Origin of the sequence: Achromobacter sp. (assembly GCF_032102605.1) — a bacterium.
GTDB lineage: Bacteria > Pseudomonadota > Gammaproteobacteria > Burkholderiales > Burkholderiaceae_B > Achromobacter.
The window spans coordinates 129944-147604 of the sequence record NZ_DAMDGT010000010.1 but is presented as its reverse complement, the minus strand read 5'-3'; the positions used below and the strand labels follow the sequence as shown (position 1 = coordinate 147604).

At 64.5% G+C, this 17661-nt stretch carries 15 protein-coding genes; 4 read left to right on the top strand and 11 right to left on the bottom strand.

The window, feature by feature from the left end:
- Window positions 1-431 precede the first annotated feature (431 nt).
- Window positions 432-1859 carry a sigma-54 dependent transcriptional regulator gene (locus RT614_RS21810; RefSeq protein ID WP_313624214.1) on the bottom strand — a complete coding sequence of 476 codons (1428 nt, stop codon included), beginning with the start codon at window positions 1857-1859 and terminating at the stop codon, window positions 432-434.
- Complete coding sequence (locus RT614_RS21805; RefSeq protein ID WP_313624211.1) at window positions 1843-3801, bottom strand: ATP-binding protein; 1959 nt, start codon at window positions 3799-3801, stop codon at window positions 1843-1845. The genes RT614_RS21810 and RT614_RS21805 overlap by 17 nt, the downstream gene beginning before the upstream one ends.
- Window positions 3802-4098: 297 nt before the next feature.
- Here RT614_RS21805 and RT614_RS21800 point away from each other — a divergent pair, with 297 nt between their 5' ends.
- Window positions 4099-5454 carry a dicarboxylate/amino acid:cation symporter gene (locus RT614_RS21800; RefSeq protein WP_313624210.1) on the top strand — a complete coding sequence of 452 codons (1356 nt, stop codon included), beginning with the start codon at window positions 4099-4101 and terminating at the stop codon, window positions 5452-5454.
- 135 nt (window positions 5455-5589) lie between these two features.
- Here the strand turns inward: RT614_RS21800 and RT614_RS21795 are convergent, their stop codons facing one another.
- The 7 genes from RT614_RS21795 to RT614_RS21765 all read right to left on the bottom strand — a co-directional run bounded on the left by RT614_RS21795 (window position 5590) and on the right by RT614_RS21765 (window position 10903).
- Window positions 5590-6216: a Maf family protein gene (locus RT614_RS21795; RefSeq protein WP_313624209.1), complete on the bottom strand. Its 627-nt coding sequence runs from the start codon at window positions 6214-6216 to the stop codon at window positions 5590-5592.
- Between the two features lie 33 nt (window positions 6217-6249).
- On the bottom strand, window positions 6250-6720 hold the full coding sequence (gene rlmH / locus RT614_RS21790) for a 23S rRNA (pseudouridine(1915)-N(3))-methyltransferase RlmH (protein WP_313624208.1): 471 nt from the start codon (window positions 6718-6720) through the stop codon (window positions 6250-6252).
- A gap of 7 nt (window positions 6721-6727) precedes the next feature.
- Window positions 6728-7138, bottom strand: coding sequence for a ribosome silencing factor (gene rsfS / locus RT614_RS21785; RefSeq protein WP_313624207.1), 411 nt, complete (start codon window positions 7136-7138; stop codon window positions 6728-6730).
- A gap of 74 nt (window positions 7139-7212) precedes the next feature.
- Window positions 7213-7800, bottom strand: a complete 588-nt coding sequence (gene nadD, locus RT614_RS21780) for a nicotinate (nicotinamide) nucleotide adenylyltransferase (RefSeq protein WP_313624206.1) — start codon at window positions 7798-7800, stop codon at window positions 7213-7215.
- Entirely contained in the window at window positions 7797-8708 is a 912-nt protein-coding gene (gene hemF, locus RT614_RS21775; protein WP_313624205.1) for an oxygen-dependent coproporphyrinogen oxidase, read from the bottom strand. The genes nadD and hemF overlap by 4 nt, the downstream gene beginning before the upstream one ends.
- A gap of 12 nt (window positions 8709-8720) precedes the next feature.
- Window positions 8721-10028 (bottom strand): phosphoribosylamine--glycine ligase, encoded by a 1308-nt coding sequence (purD, locus tag RT614_RS21770; protein ID WP_313624204.1) that lies wholly within the window; start codon window positions 10026-10028, stop codon window positions 8721-8723.
- A 143-nt stretch (window positions 10029-10171) separates the two neighbouring features.
- Window positions 10172-10903, bottom strand: coding sequence for a YebC/PmpR family DNA-binding transcriptional regulator (locus RT614_RS21765; protein WP_313624203.1), 732 nt, complete (start codon window positions 10901-10903; stop codon window positions 10172-10174).
- Between the two features lie 165 nt (window positions 10904-11068).
- Here RT614_RS21765 and RT614_RS21760 point away from each other — a divergent pair, with 165 nt between their 5' ends.
- From RT614_RS21760 to RT614_RS21750, 3 genes are all read left to right on the top strand, one after another.
- Window positions 11069-12598 (top strand): DUF853 domain-containing protein, encoded by a 1530-nt coding sequence (locus RT614_RS21760; RefSeq protein WP_313624202.1) that lies wholly within the window; start codon window positions 11069-11071, stop codon window positions 12596-12598.
- A gap of 120 nt (window positions 12599-12718) precedes the next feature.
- Window positions 12719-13786, top strand: a complete 1068-nt coding sequence (locus tag RT614_RS21755) for a tartrate dehydrogenase (RefSeq protein WP_313624201.1) — start codon at window positions 12719-12721, stop codon at window positions 13784-13786.
- A 33-nt stretch (window positions 13787-13819) separates the two neighbouring features.
- Window positions 13820-14779: a hypothetical protein gene (locus RT614_RS21750; RefSeq protein WP_313624200.1), complete on the top strand. Its 960-nt coding sequence runs from the start codon at window positions 13820-13822 to the stop codon at window positions 14777-14779.
- Window positions 14780-14846: 67 nt separating this feature from the next.
- Here RT614_RS21750 and RT614_RS21745 read toward each other — a convergent pair whose 3' ends face one another.
- Together RT614_RS21745 and RT614_RS21740 are read right to left on the bottom strand one after the other, a co-directional pair.
- Entirely contained in the window at window positions 14847-16460 is a 1614-nt protein-coding gene (locus RT614_RS21745; RefSeq protein ID WP_313624199.1) for a DHA2 family efflux MFS transporter permease subunit, read from the bottom strand.
- On the bottom strand, window positions 16457-17650 hold the full coding sequence (locus tag RT614_RS21740) for an efflux RND transporter periplasmic adaptor subunit (protein ID WP_313624198.1): 1194 nt from the start codon (window positions 17648-17650) through the stop codon (window positions 16457-16459). The genes RT614_RS21745 and RT614_RS21740 overlap by 4 nt, the downstream gene beginning before the upstream one ends.
- Between the last annotated feature and the right edge of the window lie 11 nt (window positions 17651-17661).

Below are 17661 nucleotides of genomic sequence, written 5' to 3'. Positions count from 1 at the left end.
CGGACGTCTGTGAAAGTAGGTCATCGTCAGGCTTTTATTCCGCAAAACCCCGCAGCTAATCCCTGCGGGGTTTTGTCTTTGTGGCGCCAGCATTGGCGGCAGAAGTGGCGCCAGATTTGCGCGACACACCATATATTCCGATCCTGCACATCGAGGATCGCGCGCCCAGCCCTCCTGTGCTTTGGTTTGTCACGCGCAGGGCCCCGGCGCAACTCGGATCCTCGCGCACAATCCACTCGCGCAATCACAAGCTTGAAACCAATGAAGAAACCCCCTCTCGGCTGGCGCCGCGAGGGGGGTTTTGTTTGAGTCACGCAAATCGGATGGTGGCACCAGAAGCACAACGTGCCCGCTATGGGCACCCAAAATCGCTATTCAGTGTGCAAATGGGACTGAAGCCAAGCAGCAGAAAGCCGCATGCGATTCTTCGTTCACACTGAGCCGGGCGTCGTGGCGCCAACGTACTGCTGGCGATCGATGCCGTGGCGTTGCAGCTTGTCGTAGAACGTCTTGCGGGGGATGCCCAACGCATCCAGAGTGGCTTTGACGTCGCCACCATGCGCCGCCAGCGCGTCGCGGATAAGTTGAGCTTCGTAGTGCTCTATGCGCTCTGGCAGGCTCATGGTCTGAGTTGGAACTGGCAGGGGTTCTGGCTCCGGTGCATTCAGGACTCCCAGCACGACGCGTTCGGCGAAGTGGGCGAGTTCTCGCACGTTGCCGGGCCAGTCGTGGGTCATGAGATGCTGCCGTATCGACGCCGGCATGTCTGGAATGTCGCGGTGGAAACGGCGCGAGGCGTGGCCGAGATAATGGGCAAACAGCAGCGGGATGTCCTCTCGGCGCTCGCGCAGTGGTGGAAGCCGGATGGTGACCACGTTCAGGCGATAGAACAGGTCTTCGCGGAATTTGGCCCGGATGGCTGGATTTCCCAGGTCTTCTTTGGTGGCGGCGACGACGCGCAGGTCGAGATTGCGGACTTCGTTGCTGCCCAGCGGCGTAATCTGGCGCGATTCGAGTACGCGCAACAGCTTGACCTGTACCGCGAGCGGCATGCTTTCGATTTCGTCCAGAAATAGCGTGCCACCACTTGCGTGCTCGATGCGACCGATCCGCTTTTTCTGCGCGCCGGTGAACGCGCCTGCTTCGTGGCCGAAAAGTTCGCTTTCAATGACGCTTTCGGGCAGCGCGCCGCAATTGATGGCGACCAGCGCTCGATTTCGACGGCGGCTGAGACGATGCAGCGCCGTGGCGACCACCTCTTTGCCGGTTCCGGTTTCGCCTTCGACCAAGACATCGACGTCGGCGTCCGCGATGTGACGCAGGGTCTGCTTGATACGCTGCATGGCTGGGGTGCTGCCGATGAAGGGAATCTCGTCCGCATCAATGGCGAACGCGGCATCCCGCAGGCGGCGATTTTCAAGCACCAGGCGTCGTTTTTCCGCGGCATGCGTGATGGCGGCGACCAGGCGGTCGGCCGGGTAGGGCTTGGACAGGAAATCGTACGCGCCCTCTCGCATGCACTGCACCGCCGTCGCGATGTCGCCATGGCCTGTGATGAGGATGACAGGGATGTCGGGATCGATGTCGCGCAGGCGCTGGAAGAGTTCGAGCCCATCCATGTCCGGCATGCGGATATCCGTGACGACGACGCCATCAAAATCCCGATTCAAGGCGGGAAGCGCTGCGCGCGCGCTGGCGTGCGCCTCGACCGAGATGCCGTGCAGCTTCAGTGTCTGGATGGCGGCGCGGCGCAGTTCGTCGTCGTCGTCGATGAAAACGGCATGCGCTACGGCGGGCCGCAGGATGTGTTCGCGGTTCGGCGCCGAAGCCGGTGTGTGGGTATCAGGGGCGCGGGGCATGGTGTGTGCTTGAAACGTGGTCCGAACCCGGCGTCTTGCGCAGGGTAAGAATGAACAGGGCGCCGCTGTCGGGCGCATGGGGTGACGCGAAGCCGGCATCGCCCGGATGAGCCGCCCGCAATTCGCCGCCGAATTCTGCGGCGATGTCGCGGCTGATCACCAGGCCGAGGCCCAGGCCATCCGGCTTGGTCGTGTGGAAGGGCGTGAACAGGCGCGCACGAGCTTCTTCGGACAGGCCGGGGCCGTTGTCGTGCACATGAAGCTGCACGGTTTCTCCCAGGTCGTGCAAGGCAACGACTATCCTGCCCTCCAGCACGCCTTCGAGCGCCTCGAGACCGTTCTGAAGCAAATTGACCAGCACCTGTTCCAGTCGGACGCGATTGGCCAGCACTACGCAGTTCTGGTTGCGGGGCGGACTCTGCAGCACGACACCCTGGCGGCGCGCCCGGGGGCCCACGAGCAGCAGCGCGCCGCCCAGGGCTTCCTGCAGATCGGTTGGCCCGACAGAGGCGCCTGCCTTGCGCGAAAACGCACGTAGCTCACCAGTGATGTGGCCAATGCGTTCGGTCAGGGTTGCGATGGTCCCGAGGTTTTCCTGGACCGCGCCTTCGTCGTGGCGGCGCAGGAATTCGGCAGCGTTGTCGGCATAGGCGCGTATGGCGGCTACCGGCTGGTTGACTTCGTGGGCGACGCCCGCGGCAACCTGGCCGAGCAGTGCGAGTTTGCTGGCCTGGACGAGCTCATCCTTCATCGTGTGGAGCTGGGATTCGGCGTGCTGGCGCTCGTCCATTTCTTCGAGCAGCTTTCCATTCACGTCGCGCAGCTGGGCGGTGCGTTCTTCGACCAACGCGGCCAGTTGTTGCTGGATGGCGGCCTGTTGAGCCGCCCGTTCGAGGTTGCGGTGGCGACGGTACAGCACGATACCGGCCAGCGCGGCCAGCACGCTTTGCACGAGCAGGGCGCCAAGCTGGGCATTGGCTGTGGCCTGGTTCATTGCGGCCTGCACCGGCGACAACTGATGCAACGTCCAGCCTGGTGATTCGATCACCGGCAAGGTCGTGTGCAACAGCGGCGCGCCGGCGGCGGCTCTGGGCAAGGTCTCGTCAGCACGCACAAGCTGGTTGGTGCTGACAGTCTGCAGGGGCGGGTTCAGGGGCAGCGGCTGGAACCGTGCATCGCCGAATTGCAGGCTGGTGCGCAGCGTCTGCGCGAGCGCGGCGGGCAGGGGCGCCAGTACCTTGAAGCGCCAATCCGGGACATTGCCCAGCAGCACCACGCCGTGCCCGTCGGTGACGAAGATGACGGCATTGGCCTGCCGCCAATCCGATTCCAGATCGCGGAAGTCCACCTTCAGGACCACGACGCCCAGCATCGCGCCTTGGGCGTCATCCACGCGGCGCGCCAGGTAAAGCCCGGCTTCGTGGCTGATCGTGCCCAGCGCGAAATGTTCGGCCGAACCATGGGTGACGGACCCCTGGAAATAAGGGCGGAACTGGTAGTCCACGCCGACAAATGTCGCGGGCTCGCGCCAATTGCTGGCCGCGATGGCCAGGCCCTTCTTGTCGAGCACATAAATGGCCGACGCGCCTACCCCGCGACTCAGTTCCTCGAGCTTTTCGTCCAGCGATTCGATCTGTGCGGGCGTGGCGCCCTGCAGCGCGGCGCGCAGATCCACGTCCTGGGTCAATACGAAGGGGAGCGCCCGGAACTTGTCCAGGTTGTTGCGCAGCAGGGCGGCGTTGATCTGTCCGGTGCTGCGCGCCTGGATGGCGGCCTCATCGACGGCGCGGCCCCTGGCCCATCGCGTGGCGGCGTGCAGGGTGGCGGCAACGATGCCTACGGCAATGAGGATGGCGAGGGCCCGCAACGGCCACGGCCATCCCCGCGGTTGTGAGAGCGCGGAGGAGGGCCGGGGGGAAGGGGGGGAATCGGGAGCGTTCATCGTTGTGCGGCTTTCCGCACAGTTTAGCTGTTATCTGTGCGGAATGTCGCCTTTATGGCGCCGATTGATATCTTCGCCAGGATAAAAAAGTCTTTACGGTTCAAAGACTTATGGCAGCCTGGGTGTCGGCGGCAACCTTGGCATGGCTATTGCATATATAGGGGCAAGCCGCGCGGCCCTGAGCTGGCGGTGAAATCGGCGTGCGGCAGGAACGCATGGCCATAAAACAGATAACGCCCCGTCGCCAGACGCGCTTTACCCGCGCGGAGCAAGGGGCCCCTGGTGGGGACAATCCCAATGATCGAAGTGGATCACAGCGCGCCTGCGCGCAAGCTCAAGTTCTATCAAATCCTGTACGTGCAGGTGATTTTCGCCATCGTGGTGGGTATTTTGCTGGGCGCTTTCAAGCCTGAGCTGGGCCAGCAGATGCAACCGCTGGGCGACGCCTTCATCAAGTTGGTGAAGATGATCATCGCTCCGGTCATCTTCCTGACCGTGGCGACGGGCATTGCCGCCATGAGCGACCTGAAAAAGGTCGGACGCGTGGCGGGCAAGGCCATGCTGTACTTCCTGGTGTTCTCGACGCTTGCGTTGATCGTGGGCATGGTCGTGAGCCACATTGTCCAGCCGGGCGCCGGCATGCACATCGACCCCGCGACGCTGGACCAGAAGGCCGTGTCCGGCTATGTCGCGAAGGCGCATGATTCCACGATCAGCGGCTTCCTGATGAACGTGATTCCCACGACCATCTTCAGCCCGTTCGTGGGTGGCGACATCCTGCAGGTGCTGTTCGTGGCGGTGCTGTTCGGCATTTCGCTGGCGATGGTGGGCGAACGCGGCAAGCCGATCCTGAACTTCATGACTGCGCTGGCGCAGCCGATCTTCAAGATGGTGGCGATCCTGATGAAGGCCGCCCCGATTGGCGCGTTCGGCGCGATGGCGTTCACCATCGGCAAGTACGGCATCAAGTCCGTCATCAACCTGGCGATGCTGGTTGGCACGTTCTACGCGACGTCTGTGCTGTTCGTCGTTGTCGTGCTGGGTCTGGTCGCGCGCTACAACGGCTTTTCTATCCTTAAGCTGGTTCGCTACATCCGCGAAGAACTGCTGCTGGTGCTGGGCACGAGCTCTTCCGAAGCCGCCTTGCCCACGCTGATGCAGAAGATGGAACGCGCTGGCTGCTCGAAGTCCGTCGTCGGCCTGGTGGTGCCTACCGGTTATTCGTTCAACTTGGATGGCACCAATATCTACATGACGATGGCGGCGCTGTTCATCGCGCAGGCCTGCGACATTCCGCTGTCGCTGGGCGACCAGATCCTGTTGCTGTTGGTCGCGATGCTCAGTTCCAAGGGCGCAGCCGGTGTGACCGGCGCCGGCTTCATTACGCTGGCGGCCACGCTGTCGGTGGTGCCGTCCGTCCCGGTGGCCGGCATGGCGCTGATTCTTGGCGTGGACCGCTTCATGTCGGAATGCCGTGCGCTGACCAATCTGGTCGGCAACGCGACCGCCACCGTCGTCGTGGCGCGCTGGGAAGGCGAACTGGACCAGGAACAGCTGCATGCAGCCCTGGACAGTTCTGGCACGCCCGCAGCCGGACAGCCTGCAGCCGGACAGCCCCCCGTCGCTCTGGCCGAGCCGGCCCGTCAGGGCTGATCGAAGTCGCGCCGGGGGGATGCCTCCACCGGCGCGATCACATTCCCCGGACGCGGCGACCGAAGCCCAGCCCGCATGAAAAAACCCCCGACGCCGAAAGGCGCAGGGGGTTTTTTAGTTGGGGTGACCGTTGACTCAGGGGACCTGAATGCCGGCGTCGCGAAGCAGGTTGGCGGTTTCGAACAGGGGCAGCCCCATGACGCCCGTATAGCTGCCGGCGATATGCGAAATGAACGTGCCGGCCAATCCCTGGATGCCGTACGCGCCTGCCTTGCCGAAAGGTTCGCCGCTGTCGCAGTAACGCGCGATTTCGGCGTCGGTGAGCTCACGCATGCGGACTTCCGTGACGGAAACGGCTTCCAGCAAGCGGTCGTCGGTGCACACCGCGACAGCGGTATGGACTTCGTGGACCGAGCCTGAAAGGGCGCGCAGGATGCGGAAAGCGTCTTCGCGATCCGCCGGCTTGCCCAGGACGTCACCCGCCAGAATAACGGTGGTATCCGCCGCCAGCAGGGGCAGCCGCCGCAGCGACTGAGCGTCCATCCAGCCGCGTCCGCGCATAGCCTTGTCCCTGGCTGTGCGCCGCACGTAGTCGGCAGCGCTTTCGCCTGCATGTTGCGGCTCGTCTTCGCCGGGAGGGGCCGGCACGAGCAGGACTTCGTGCGCCAGGCCGATCTGCGTCAACAGTTCGCGCCGGCGCGGGCTGGCCGAAGCAAGATAGAGGCGGGGGGTAACGGGTGCGATAGCGGCGGAGTCGGTCATGCGAGACAGGGCAGGCGCCGGGCCGTCAAGGCGTCAGGCGCGATGATAGGGACGGTTGGTCATGATGGCCCAGGCTCGGTAGAGCTGTTCGGCCAGCACCACGCGCACCATGGGATGGGGCAGGGTCAGCGACGACAGACGCAATTGGCCGCTGGCGGACGCCTTGAGCGCGGGATCCAGGCCGTCCGGCCCGCCCACGAGAAAGGCGACATCCTGTCCGCCCGCACGCCACTGCTCCAGCTTTTGGGACAACGCCATCGTGGTGAGGTCGCGACCCCGTTCGTCCAGGGCCAACCGCAGCGCATTGGCGGGAAGGGCCGCCTCGATCCGTTTGGCCTCGGCCGCCATCATCTGCGCCGGCGTCTTGCCGGTGGTGCGAGGTTCGGGTTTGATCTCGCGCAGTTCCAGTGCACAGTCGGCCGGCAGGCGCTTGGCGTAGTCATCCCAGGCGGTTTGCACCCAGTCCGGCATCCGCGTGCCTACCGCGACGACGATCAGTTTCACGACGCGCTCAGTACGCGGAGTCGTCGTACGCGTCGCCGCTGTCGCTGGCGACCGGGGCAACCCGGGTCGATTCGGGCAGGAGCTTCACGCGCACCGGCTTGCCGCCCCAGATTTCTTCCAGGTTGTAGTACTGGCGGATGGCCGGCTGCATGATGTGCACGACGACATCGCCGAGGTCGACGACGACCCATTCGCCCGTGTCTTCGCCTTCGATGGTGATGCCCGTGATGGACATCGCCCGGCCGCGGTCAGCCACGCTGGAGGCGAGGGCGCGGGTCTGGCGGTTGGAGGTGGCGCTTGCAATCACGACGCGATCGAACAGGCTCGTCAGATGCGTGGTGTTGAAGACCTTGATGTCTTGCGCCTTGACGTCTTCGAGGGCGTCGATGACGGCGCGTTGGAGTTTCTGTATATCCATAGTTGCAAATATAACCCGCTCGGGGACAGCGGAGGCTGGCCCGGCGGCGCTGTCGGCGCACGGCGGGGAGTGGTTTATCGGTAGAGTTTGTGCGCTGCAATATATGCGGCGACGGACGAATCGAGCAGTCCGTCGGTGGATTCGCCTTGCGCCAGGCGCCGCCGGATATCCGAGGCCGATACTGGCATGGGCGGGAAAGGCAGTTCCATAAGGTCGCGGCCGTGCCTGTTCAGCCATTCGGCCAGTTCGGCCGGCGCGCTGAGCGCGGTTCCGGGACGCATCGCCACGGCCAGGTCCACCAGCCGCGAGATTTCCTTCCAATCGCGCCAGGTGCAGAAGTTGGCCAGCTGGTCGGCGCCCAGCAGCCAGACGTAGCGCGCGTCTTGCGGCAGCGCGCGCAGCGTATCGATGGTGTAGGTCGCGCCGCCGCGCTGGATTTCAATAGGATTGACCGCCAGGCCCGGGTGACCGGCGACCGCAAGCTCGAGCATGTCGCGGCGTTGTTCACCGGTGGCGTTCAGGGCCGCCCGCTGCCACGGGTTGGCGGCGGGAATGAGCTGCACTTGCGTCAGCCCGAGCGCCTGCAGGGCATTCTGCGCCAGCGCAATGTGCGCGACGTGGACGGGGTCAAAGCTGCCGCCCAGGAGCCCGATGCGCTTCAAACCCAGTCCCGCGGTTTCAGGTAGGCGGCCAGCTCGGCCTCGGGCGTGCCGGCTTCCGGCTGCCAATCGTAGCGCCACTGCGCCAGGGGCGGCATGGACAGCAGGATCGATTCGGTGCGGCCGCCGGATTGCAGGCCGAAGAGGGTGCCACGATCGAAAACAAGATTGAACTCGACGTAGCGGCCGCGGCGATAGGCCTGGAAATCGCGCTCGCGTTCGGTATAGGCAGTGCCGCGGCGTTTTTCCACGATAGGCAGGTAGCTGTCGAGGAAGGCGTCGCCCACCGATCGTGTCAGGGCGAACGATGCGTCAAAGCCGGGAGCGTTCAGGTCATCGAAGAAAACACCGCCGATGCCGCGCGTTTCGTTGCGGTGCTTCAGGAAAAAGTACTCGTCGCACCAGCGCTTGTAACGGGGGTAGTAATCGGCGCCGTGGGGCGCCAGCGCGTCGCGGCACACCGTGTGGAAATGGCGGGCGTCTTCCTCGAACGGGTAGTAAGGGGTCAGGTCGATACCGCCGCCGAACCAGAAGACATCCGATTCATCATGGCCGGGGCGTGCCGCCGCGACAAACATGCGCACGTTCATGTGCGTGGTGGGCACGTACGGGTTGCGCGGATGCAGCACCATCGATACGCCCATGGCTTCCCACGAACGACCGGCAAGTTCTGGCCGGTGCGCGCTTGCGGACGGGGGCAGCTTCGTTCCCGTGACGTGGCTGAACAGCACGCCGGCACGCTCGAAGAGCTGCCCGCCCTCGAGCAGGCGCGACAGCCCGCCGCCGCCCTCTGGCCGCACCCATTCGTCGGCGCGGAAGGGGCCGCCTTCGGCTGCTTCCAGAGCGCCCACGATACGGGCCTGAAGGCCGGTGAGGTAGTTCCTGACGTCGGTGACGGGCAGTGCGGTCATGGGCGGATACCGTTACGCGTTGGACTTGGGCTTTTGCTGCGAGGGCTTGAGCGCGCGCCAGCCGATATCGCTGCGGTACTGACGGCCGTCGAAATGGATGCGGTCGATGGCTTCGTAGACGCGGTCGCGGGCCATCTTGACGGAATCGCCCAGCGCGGTCACGCACAACACGCGGCCGCCGGTGGTCTTGGTTTCCTCGCCGTCGAGCTTGGTGGCTGCGTGGAAGACCATGCAGTCGTCGGCGTCAGCGGGCAATCCACGGATGACGTCGCCGGTGCGCGGCGTATTCGGGTAGTTGTGGGCGGCCAGCACGGCGCCCAGGGCGGTGCGGCGGTCCCAGACGATGTCGGCCTGGTCCAGCGTGCCTTCGACCGCATGTTCCAGCGCGTCCAGCAGGTCGCTCTTGACGCGCATCATGATGGGCTGGGTTTCGGGATCGCCCATGCGGCAATTGAATTCCAGCGTCTTGATTTCGCGGTCGGGGTCGTCTCCGGGAGCGATCATCAGGCCGGCGTAGAGGAAGCCGGTGTAGGGAATGCCATCGCGCGTCATGCCCTGCACGGTCGGCAGGATGATTTCGCGCATGATGCGATGATGAAGTTCGGGCGTGACGATGGGCGCGGGCGAATAGGCGCCCATGCCGCCGGTGTTCGGGCCGCGGTCGCCGTCTTGCAGCCGCTTGTGGTCCTGGCTGGTGGCCAGGGCCAGCACATTGCGGCCGTCGCACATGACGATGAAGCTGGCTTCTTCGCCCACCAGGCATTCCTCGATGACGACGCGGGCGCCGGCTTCGCCCATGGAGCCGTCGCCCAGCATCGCGTCGACTGCGGCATGGGCCTCTTCCAGGGTGGCCGCGACCACGACGCCTTTACCGGCGGCCAGGCCGTCGGCCTTGATCACAATGGGCGCGCCTTCCTGGTCGATGTAGGCATGGGCCTTGGCCGGATCGGTGAAGGTTTCGTAGCGCGCGGTCGGGATGTTGTGCCGGACCATGAAGGCCTTGGCGTAATCCTTGGAGCTCTCGAGCTGCGCGGCGGCCTTGGTGGGCCCGAAGATCTTGAGTCCGCGGGCGCGGAAGACGTCGACGACGCCCGCGGCCAGCGGCGCTTCGGGGCCGACGACCGTCAGGGCGATACCCTCGCGCTGGACGAAATCCGCCAGTTCCTCGGCATTGGTGAGCGGGATGTTCTCCATCTGCTCGGCCCGTTGCGTGCCGCCATTGCCCGGGGCAACGTACACCTTGTGTACGCGTGGGGAGCGGGCCAGTCGCCAGGCGAGGGCATGTTCGCGGCCGCCCGAGCCAATTACCAGGAGTTTCATGTTGCGTGAGTCTGAAGGGTTGCCACTCCAGGACCTGTGGAGGCCCTAGCCCGTGGAAAAGGCAACGGATCCGATACGGCGCGGATCCGATTACACCCTGGCGTGCAAGCGGGCTGGGCCGCTTGCATGCCAGGCAAGGGGATTTACTGAGCTTCGTCGAAAATGACGGTCGTATAGACTTCCTGCACGTCGTCCAGGCCTTCCAGGGCGTCGAGCAGTTTCTGCATCTTGATGGCGTCGTCCCCGGCCAGTTCGGTTTCGTTCAGCGCCTTCATGACGATGCCGTCGACTTCGGCCTTCAGGCCGGCGTCGTCGAAGGCCTTGCGCACGGCGGCGTAATCGGCCGGGGCGCAGACGACTTCGATCACGCCTTCTTCGTCGGTGGTGACGTCTTCGGCGCCGGCCTCGAGGGCGGCTTCCATGACCTTGTCTTCAGGAGTGCCGGGGGCGAACACGAATTGGCCGCAGTGCTTGAACATGAAGGCCACGGAGCCTTCCTGGCCGAGATTGCCGCCGTTCTTGGAGAAGGCGTGGCGAACTTCGGCCACGGTGCGGGTGCGGTTGTCGGTCATGCAGTCGACGATGACCGCCGCGCCGCCGATGCCGTAGCCTTCGTAGCGGACTTCCTCGTAGGCGTCGCCGTCGGCGCCGCCAGCGCCGCGCTGGATGGCGCGCTGGATGTTGTCCTTGGGCATGTTGGCATCGGTTGCCTTGTCCCAGGCCATGCGCAAGCGCGGGTTGCTGTCCGGGTCGGGGCCGCCGGCGCGCGCCGCCACGGTGATTTCACGAATGATCTTGGTCCAGAGCTTGCCGCGCTTGGCGTCTTGGCGCCCTTTGCGGTGCTGAATATTGGCCCATTTGCTGTGTCCGGCCATGGCTTCCCAGGATAAATTGTCTGCAAAGACGGCATTTTACCGTGCCGACGGCCCTCTCGTCCGGGGGATAGGCCGCATGTGTCCATATAGCCACGCGCATAACCACTCGGCAGGCTCTACACTTGGGCATCCATCGAATTCCCCCCTTGGTCCGGAGCCTCCCCCATGTCCAACCCCATCGTCATCGCCAAGAACGCGCAGGCCGAGATGGCGCTGCTGCCCGCCCTGGCCAACCGCCATGGGTGCATCACTGGCGCGACGGGCACAGGCAAGACGGTCACGTTGCAGGTGCTGGCGGAGTCCTTTTCCCGCATTGGCACCCCCGTGTTCATGGCCGACGTAAAGGGGGACTTGACTGGCATTTCCCAGGCCGGAGTGGCAAGCCCCAAGCTGCAGGAGCGTATCAAGAGCCTCGGGCTGTCCGAACCGGCATGGGGCGCGAGCCCCGTCGCGCTGTGGGACGTCTACGGCGAACAAGGTTTGCCGGTGCGGGCAACCATCACCGACATGGGCCCATTGCTGTTGTCGCGCATCCTTGAATTGAACGACACGCAGGAAGGTGTTCTGACCCTGGTTTTCAAGGTGGCGGACGACGAAGGGCAATTGCTGCTGGACCTGAAGGACCTGCGCGCGATGCTCCAGGACGTGGCCGACCGCGCCTCCCAGCTGAAGACGCGTTACGGCAACGTGTCGTCGGCCAGCGTGGGCGCCATCCAGCGCGGTCTGCTGGCGCTGGAATCCCAGGGCGCGGAAAAATTCTTTGGCGAGCCCATGCTGGATGTCGCGGACCTGATGCGCACGGACGCGCAGGGACGTGGGGTGGTCAATGTGCTGGCCGCCGACAAGCTGATGCAGGCGCCGCGGCTGTACGCGATCTTTCTCCTGTGGCTGCTGGCGGACCTGTATGAAAAGCTTCCCGAAGTGGGCGACATGGACCAACCCAAGCTGGTCTTCTTCTTTGATGAAGCCCACCTGCTGTTCAACGATGCGCCGCCGGCCCTGCTGACCAAGATCGAGCAGGTCGTGCGGCTGGTGCGGTCCAAGGGTGTCGGCGTCTACTTCGTGACGCAAAATCCGCTGGATATTCCCGACACCGTGCTGGGTCAATTGGGCAACCGGGTCCAGCACGCGTTGCGCGCGTTTACGCCGCGCGACCAGAAGGCCGTCAAGACGGCCGCCCAGACCATGCGTCCCAATCCGGGACTGGACATCGAAGCGGCCATCACCGAGCTGGGCGTGGGCGAGGCGCTGATATCGCTGCTTGACGCCAAGGGGCGGCCGATGCCGACCGAGCGCGCCTACATCGTTCCGCCGGCCAGCCGGATCGGCCCGGCCACCGATGCCGAGCGACAGGCATTGCGCCGGGACAACCCCCTGGTTGCAAAGTACGAAAAAGCCGTCGACCGCGAATCCGCGTACGAAATCCTTGCCGGCCGCGCGGCCGCGCCCGCGGAACCCGCCGCCCCGACGGACGCCGCCAAGGCGCCGCCCAAGGCAGGGCAGCCGCCGACCGAAGAGGATGGGGGCGGCCTGATGGACAGCCTGAAAGACGTATTGTTCGGCTCGACTGGGCCGCGCGGCGGCAAGCGCGACGGGGTGGTGCAGACCATCGCCAAAAGCTCGGCCCGTTCCATCGCGCGCGAACTCACGCGTGGAATATTGGGGTCGCTGCTGGGATCGAAAGGACGCCGCTGACCTGCTGGCGGAAATCCATGTGTCAACGCTCCGGCCGTTTTGTAACGGGGGGTGTTGTGTTGCCCGCATTTATGCCTAAGATTGCGGGCGGTGAACCATTGAAAACCAAAGGAAAAAGCGGTGGCTAAGAAACACAGAATTGCAGTGCTTCCCGGAGACGGCATCGGCAAGGAAGTTGTGCCCGAAGGTCTGAAGGTGCTTGACGCCGTGGCGACGCGGTTCGGCATCGAGTTCCAGTGGGACCATTTCGACTGGAGCTGCGACTATTACGCCCAGCACGGCAAGATGATGCCGGACGACTGGAAGGAACAGATCGGCCAGCACGAAGCAATTTTCTTCGGCGCGATTGGCTGGCCAGCCACGGTGCCGGACCACGAGGCCTTGTGGGGCTCGCTGTTCAAGTTCCGCCGCGAATTCGACCAATACATCAATCTGCGCCCGGTGCGCCTGATGCCGGGCGTGCCGTCCCCGCTGGCTGACCGCAAGCCCGGCGAGATCGACTTCTTCATCGTGCGCGAGAACACGGAAGGCGAGTATTCAAACAGCGGCGGCCGTCTGTTCGAAGGCACCGAACGTGAAGTGGTCATCCAGGAAAGCGTGTTCACCCGCGTGGGCGCCGAGCGCGTGCTGAAGTTCGCCTTCGAACTGGCGCAAAAGCGGGGCAAGCATCTGACCGCCGCCACCAAGTCCAATGGCATTTCCATTTCGATGCCCTGGTGGGACGATCGCGTGGCTGAAATGGCCGTGAAATATCCGGACGTGCGCTGGGACAAATATCACATCGATATCCTGTGCGCGCATTTCGTGCAGCATCCCGACTGGTTCGACGTCGTTGTCGCCTCCAACCTGTTCGGCGATATTCTTTCCGACCTGGGGCCTGCCTGCACGGGCACGATTGGCATCGCCCCGTCGGCCAACCTGAATCCCGAACGTAAATTTCCGTCGCTTTTCGAGCCCGTCCACGGCTCGGCGCCCGACATCTATGGCAAGGGCATCGCAAACCCGATTGGTCAGATCTGGAGTGGGGCATTGATGCTGGACTTCCTGGGGTATCCCGAGGCGTCGGCCGCCGTTGTCAAGGCGATCGAAACCGTGCTGGCCGACGGGCCGCGCACACGGGATATGAAAGGCAACGCTTCCACGGCCGAGGTCGGGGACGCGATTGCTTCACTGGTCCGGGCCGGCTGAGCCTTCCGGTCGGCAGATGTGTCTGGTTCGTAGATGAACGACTCGATTTTCTCTTCTCCCTCCGACCACGTGGGCGGCGGGCGGGCCGACCGCTTCGTGCGCAAGCTTTTTCGCGTACTGCGTTCGCGCACCCAGCGGCACAACCAGCACCTCTGGCCGTTCGTACGAATCTGGCGCGACAAAGAGGGAGTCATCAACGGCTTTCGCGCCTTCGGCCGTTCGATGACCGTCACGCCGTTGTCCCAGGGATTTGATCCGGCTGACAAGGCGGTGCACCTGATCCTCAGCGGCCCGTCCATCTCCGAAATTCCCTATGACCGGATGAATATCGGCGTGGCGATGGGCGTCAATGGCGCCATCACCCTGTCGCGCAAGTTCGATCTGCAATTCAAGTACTACTGCATCATCGACCAGAACTTCGTGCGCGACCGCATCGAACTGGTGCGGGATATCGTGTCACGGGACCTGACGCTATATGTGTTCCCGGAAGTCCTGCGCTACATCATGCAGGGCATCCCGCAAGAGCATATCCGCTGCCGTATTTGCATCATCGAACTGATTTCCAGGCGCGCGTACGAACGCACCGTGGCGCCGGCGGTGCTCAAGCGCATTGCCGCGGCCACGCCCGACGTCCAGTTGCTGGATGCCAAGCAGGGGCTGGGCTATAGCTTCGACGCGTCGTTGGGAGTGTTCGACGCCGATACGGTTGCCTATGCCGCGTTGCAGGTGTTGGTGTCCGGCGGGGCGCGTGAGGTATACGTGCACGGCCTGGATCTCACCGTGAAGGGCGGATTGCGCTTCTACGACGAAGGGCCGCGCCCGCAGACCAGTCGGTTGACGCGCAATTTCCCTCGCTTGATCGAGCCGTCGTTCCGTTTTGCATCGGCGCTTTGGCGCGCGCGCGGGGTGTCCGTGTTCAATCTATCGCCGGTCAGCGCGCTGTCCGCCGAGATCATCGAACGCAGGGACTGGCACACGCTGTTGAAGGATTGATTGCCGAACGCATAAAGCACAAAGGCGCCGCGAGGCGCCTTTGTGCTTTGCAAAACCGAACCGCGTATCAGTGGGCGCCCGCAGCCGCTTCCGCCGCGCCGCCACCGCCCGACTTGGCCGACCTGGGCCGCGCGAACCAGACCAGTCCTGTCAGCAGCAGGAAGATGACCGCGGATGCATAGAAGACATCCGTTGCCGACATCGTGAAGGCCTGCGCATTGATCAGCCCATCCACCATCGTGAGCGCCTGCTGGTGCGACACGCCCAACCCGTTTTGCAGGGTGTTCATGGTCTGGTCAAACGCCTGCTGGCCGGGCCTGGCGATCTCGGTCAGTTGCGCGTGATGCATCGTGGCGCGGTTTTCCCACAGGGTGGTGGCGATCGATGTGCCGAACGCGCCCGCGGTCAATCGCAGGAAATTCGACAGCCCCGAGGCCGCCGGAATGCGCCACGGTTCGATGCTGGACAGCGTGATCGACGTCAGCGGAACGAAGAACGCAGCCATGGCGGCGCCCTGGATGATCGTCGGGATCATCAGCGTGCGGACATCCGTCTGGGTGTTGAAGCCCGATCGCATGAAGCAGACCAGCGCAAAGATCAGGAAGGCCACCGTTACGATTTGCCTGGGGTCGCGCGTGGCCAGCATCTTGCCAACGATGGGGGTCAGCAGGATGGCTAGCAGGCCCACGGGGGCGGTCACGAGTCCCGCGTAGGTGGCCGTGTAGCCCATATTGCTTTGCAGCCACAAGGGCAGCAGCACGACGTTCCCGAAGAAGACGCCGTACGCGACCGCCAAGGTCAGCGCGCCGACGGTGAAGTTTCGCACCTTGAAGAGGCGCAGATCGACCACGGGATGGGCGTCGGTCAGTTCCCAGATGAGGAAGAACACGAACGCCACGAAGGCGATCGCCGCAAGAATGATGATGGTGGGGCTGGCGAACCAATCCAGCTCCTTGCCCTTGTCCAGCATGATCTGCAGCGCGCCCACCCAGACCACCAGCAGGACCAGCCCCAGTTTGTCGATGGGCAGCTTGCGCGTCACGGACTCGCGCTTGCCGTAGATGCGCCAGCTGATCCAGGCGGCCAGCAGGCCCACCGGCACGTTGATGTAGAAGATCCACGGCCACGTGTAGTTGTCGGAAATCCATCCGCCCAGCAGAGGACCAGCCACCGGAGCGACCAGCGTTGTCATGGACCAGACCGCCAGCGCCATGCCTGCCTTTGACTTCGGGAAGCTGGCCAGCATCAGCGTTTGCGACAACGGGATCATCGGACCCGCCACCGCGCCTTGCAGCACGCGAAAGGCGATCAGCGCTTCCAGCGAAGGCGAAAATCCGCACAGCCAAGACGCCAGCACGAAAAGCAGCGTCGAAATCAGGAAGAGTCGCACTTGCCCGAAACGCTGTGTCAGCCAGCCGGTAAGGGGCACCGTGATGGCATTGGCAACGGCGAACGAGGTGATGACCCAGGTGCCCTGGCTGGTGCTCACGCCGAGGTCGCCGGAAATGGTCGGGATGGACACGTTCGCGATCGAGGTGTCCAGCACGTTCATGAACACTGCCGTGGACAGCGCGATGGAGCCGATGATGCGGGTGGCGCCTTCCAGCGGAGGATAAGTGCCTGGCGGGCGGGCGGCTTCGGCGGGCGCGCCTGCGCCCGCGGGCTGGGCGGCCGTGCTCATGATGCGAGGTTGGCGGCGACGATTTTGCTGATCATGGCGTCGACTTCATCATGCGCGGGTTCGAAGGCGCGCGTCGACCAGGCGGGTTCCTTGCGCGCCGCCTGAGTCAGCGGTTGGCCGTCTTCTTTGCCCACGTCGACCTCGACGTCCATCGACAGGCCCACGCGCAGCGGATGCTGCTTCAGGTCTTCGGCGTCCAGCGTGATACGGACGGGCACGCGTTGCACCACCTTGATCCAGTTGCCGGTGGCGTTCTGGGCAGGAAGCAGCGCAAAGGCGCTGCCGGTGCCGGCGTCAAGGCCGGCGACCGTGCCGTGGTAGGTCACCGAGCTGCCGTACAGATCGGCAACCATTTTGACCGGCTGGCCAATGCGCATCTTGCGCAGCTGGCCTTCTTTGAAATTGGCCTCGACCCAGACCTGGTCCAGCGGAACCACGGTCATCAGCGCGGCGCCGGGCGCAACGCGCTGGCCGACTTGCGCGCTGCGGCGGGCGATCACGCCGCTGACGGGGGCGGGCAGCACCGTGCGCGATTGCGCGAGCCATGCGTTGCGCAGGTTGGCGGCTGCCTGGCGCACGTCGGGGTGGTCAGCGACCGATGTTCCCTGGGTCAATGCCTGGTTGGTCGCCAGCTTGGCTTGCGCCGCGGCAAGCGCCGCCTTGGCCTGCGCCACGCCGGATTGCGCGGACTTGAGCGCGACTTCGGCGTGCAGGATTTCCTCGCCGCTGACGCCGCCCGACTTGGCCAGCTGCTGGCGGCGCTTCACGTCGCTTTGCGCGCGGGTCAATTCGGCCTGGGCGCGCAGGATGTCGGCATTGCGCAGGTCGACGTCGGCCGCCAGCGCATCGTTCTGCACGTAGTACGTCTGCACCTGGCGAACGGTCTGCGCGAGCTTTGCCTGCGCCTGTTGCAACGCGATGTCGGTGTCGGCCGGGTCCAGGCGCAGCAGCGGCTGGCCGGCGGTGACGGTTTCGGTGTCGTCGGCTTCGATCGCCACCACGGTGCCCGGAACTTGGGGCGTGATCTGCACCAGGTTGCCATGCACGTAGGCGTCGTCGGTACTTTCGAAGTGGGCGCCGAACAGCGCCCACCACACGCCGTAGGCGATGGCGACAACGATGAAGGCCCCGGTCGCCGTCAGCAGCAGGCGTTTACGGGCGGGATGAGTCTTGGGAGTGGCAGCGTTCATGACGTCTGAAT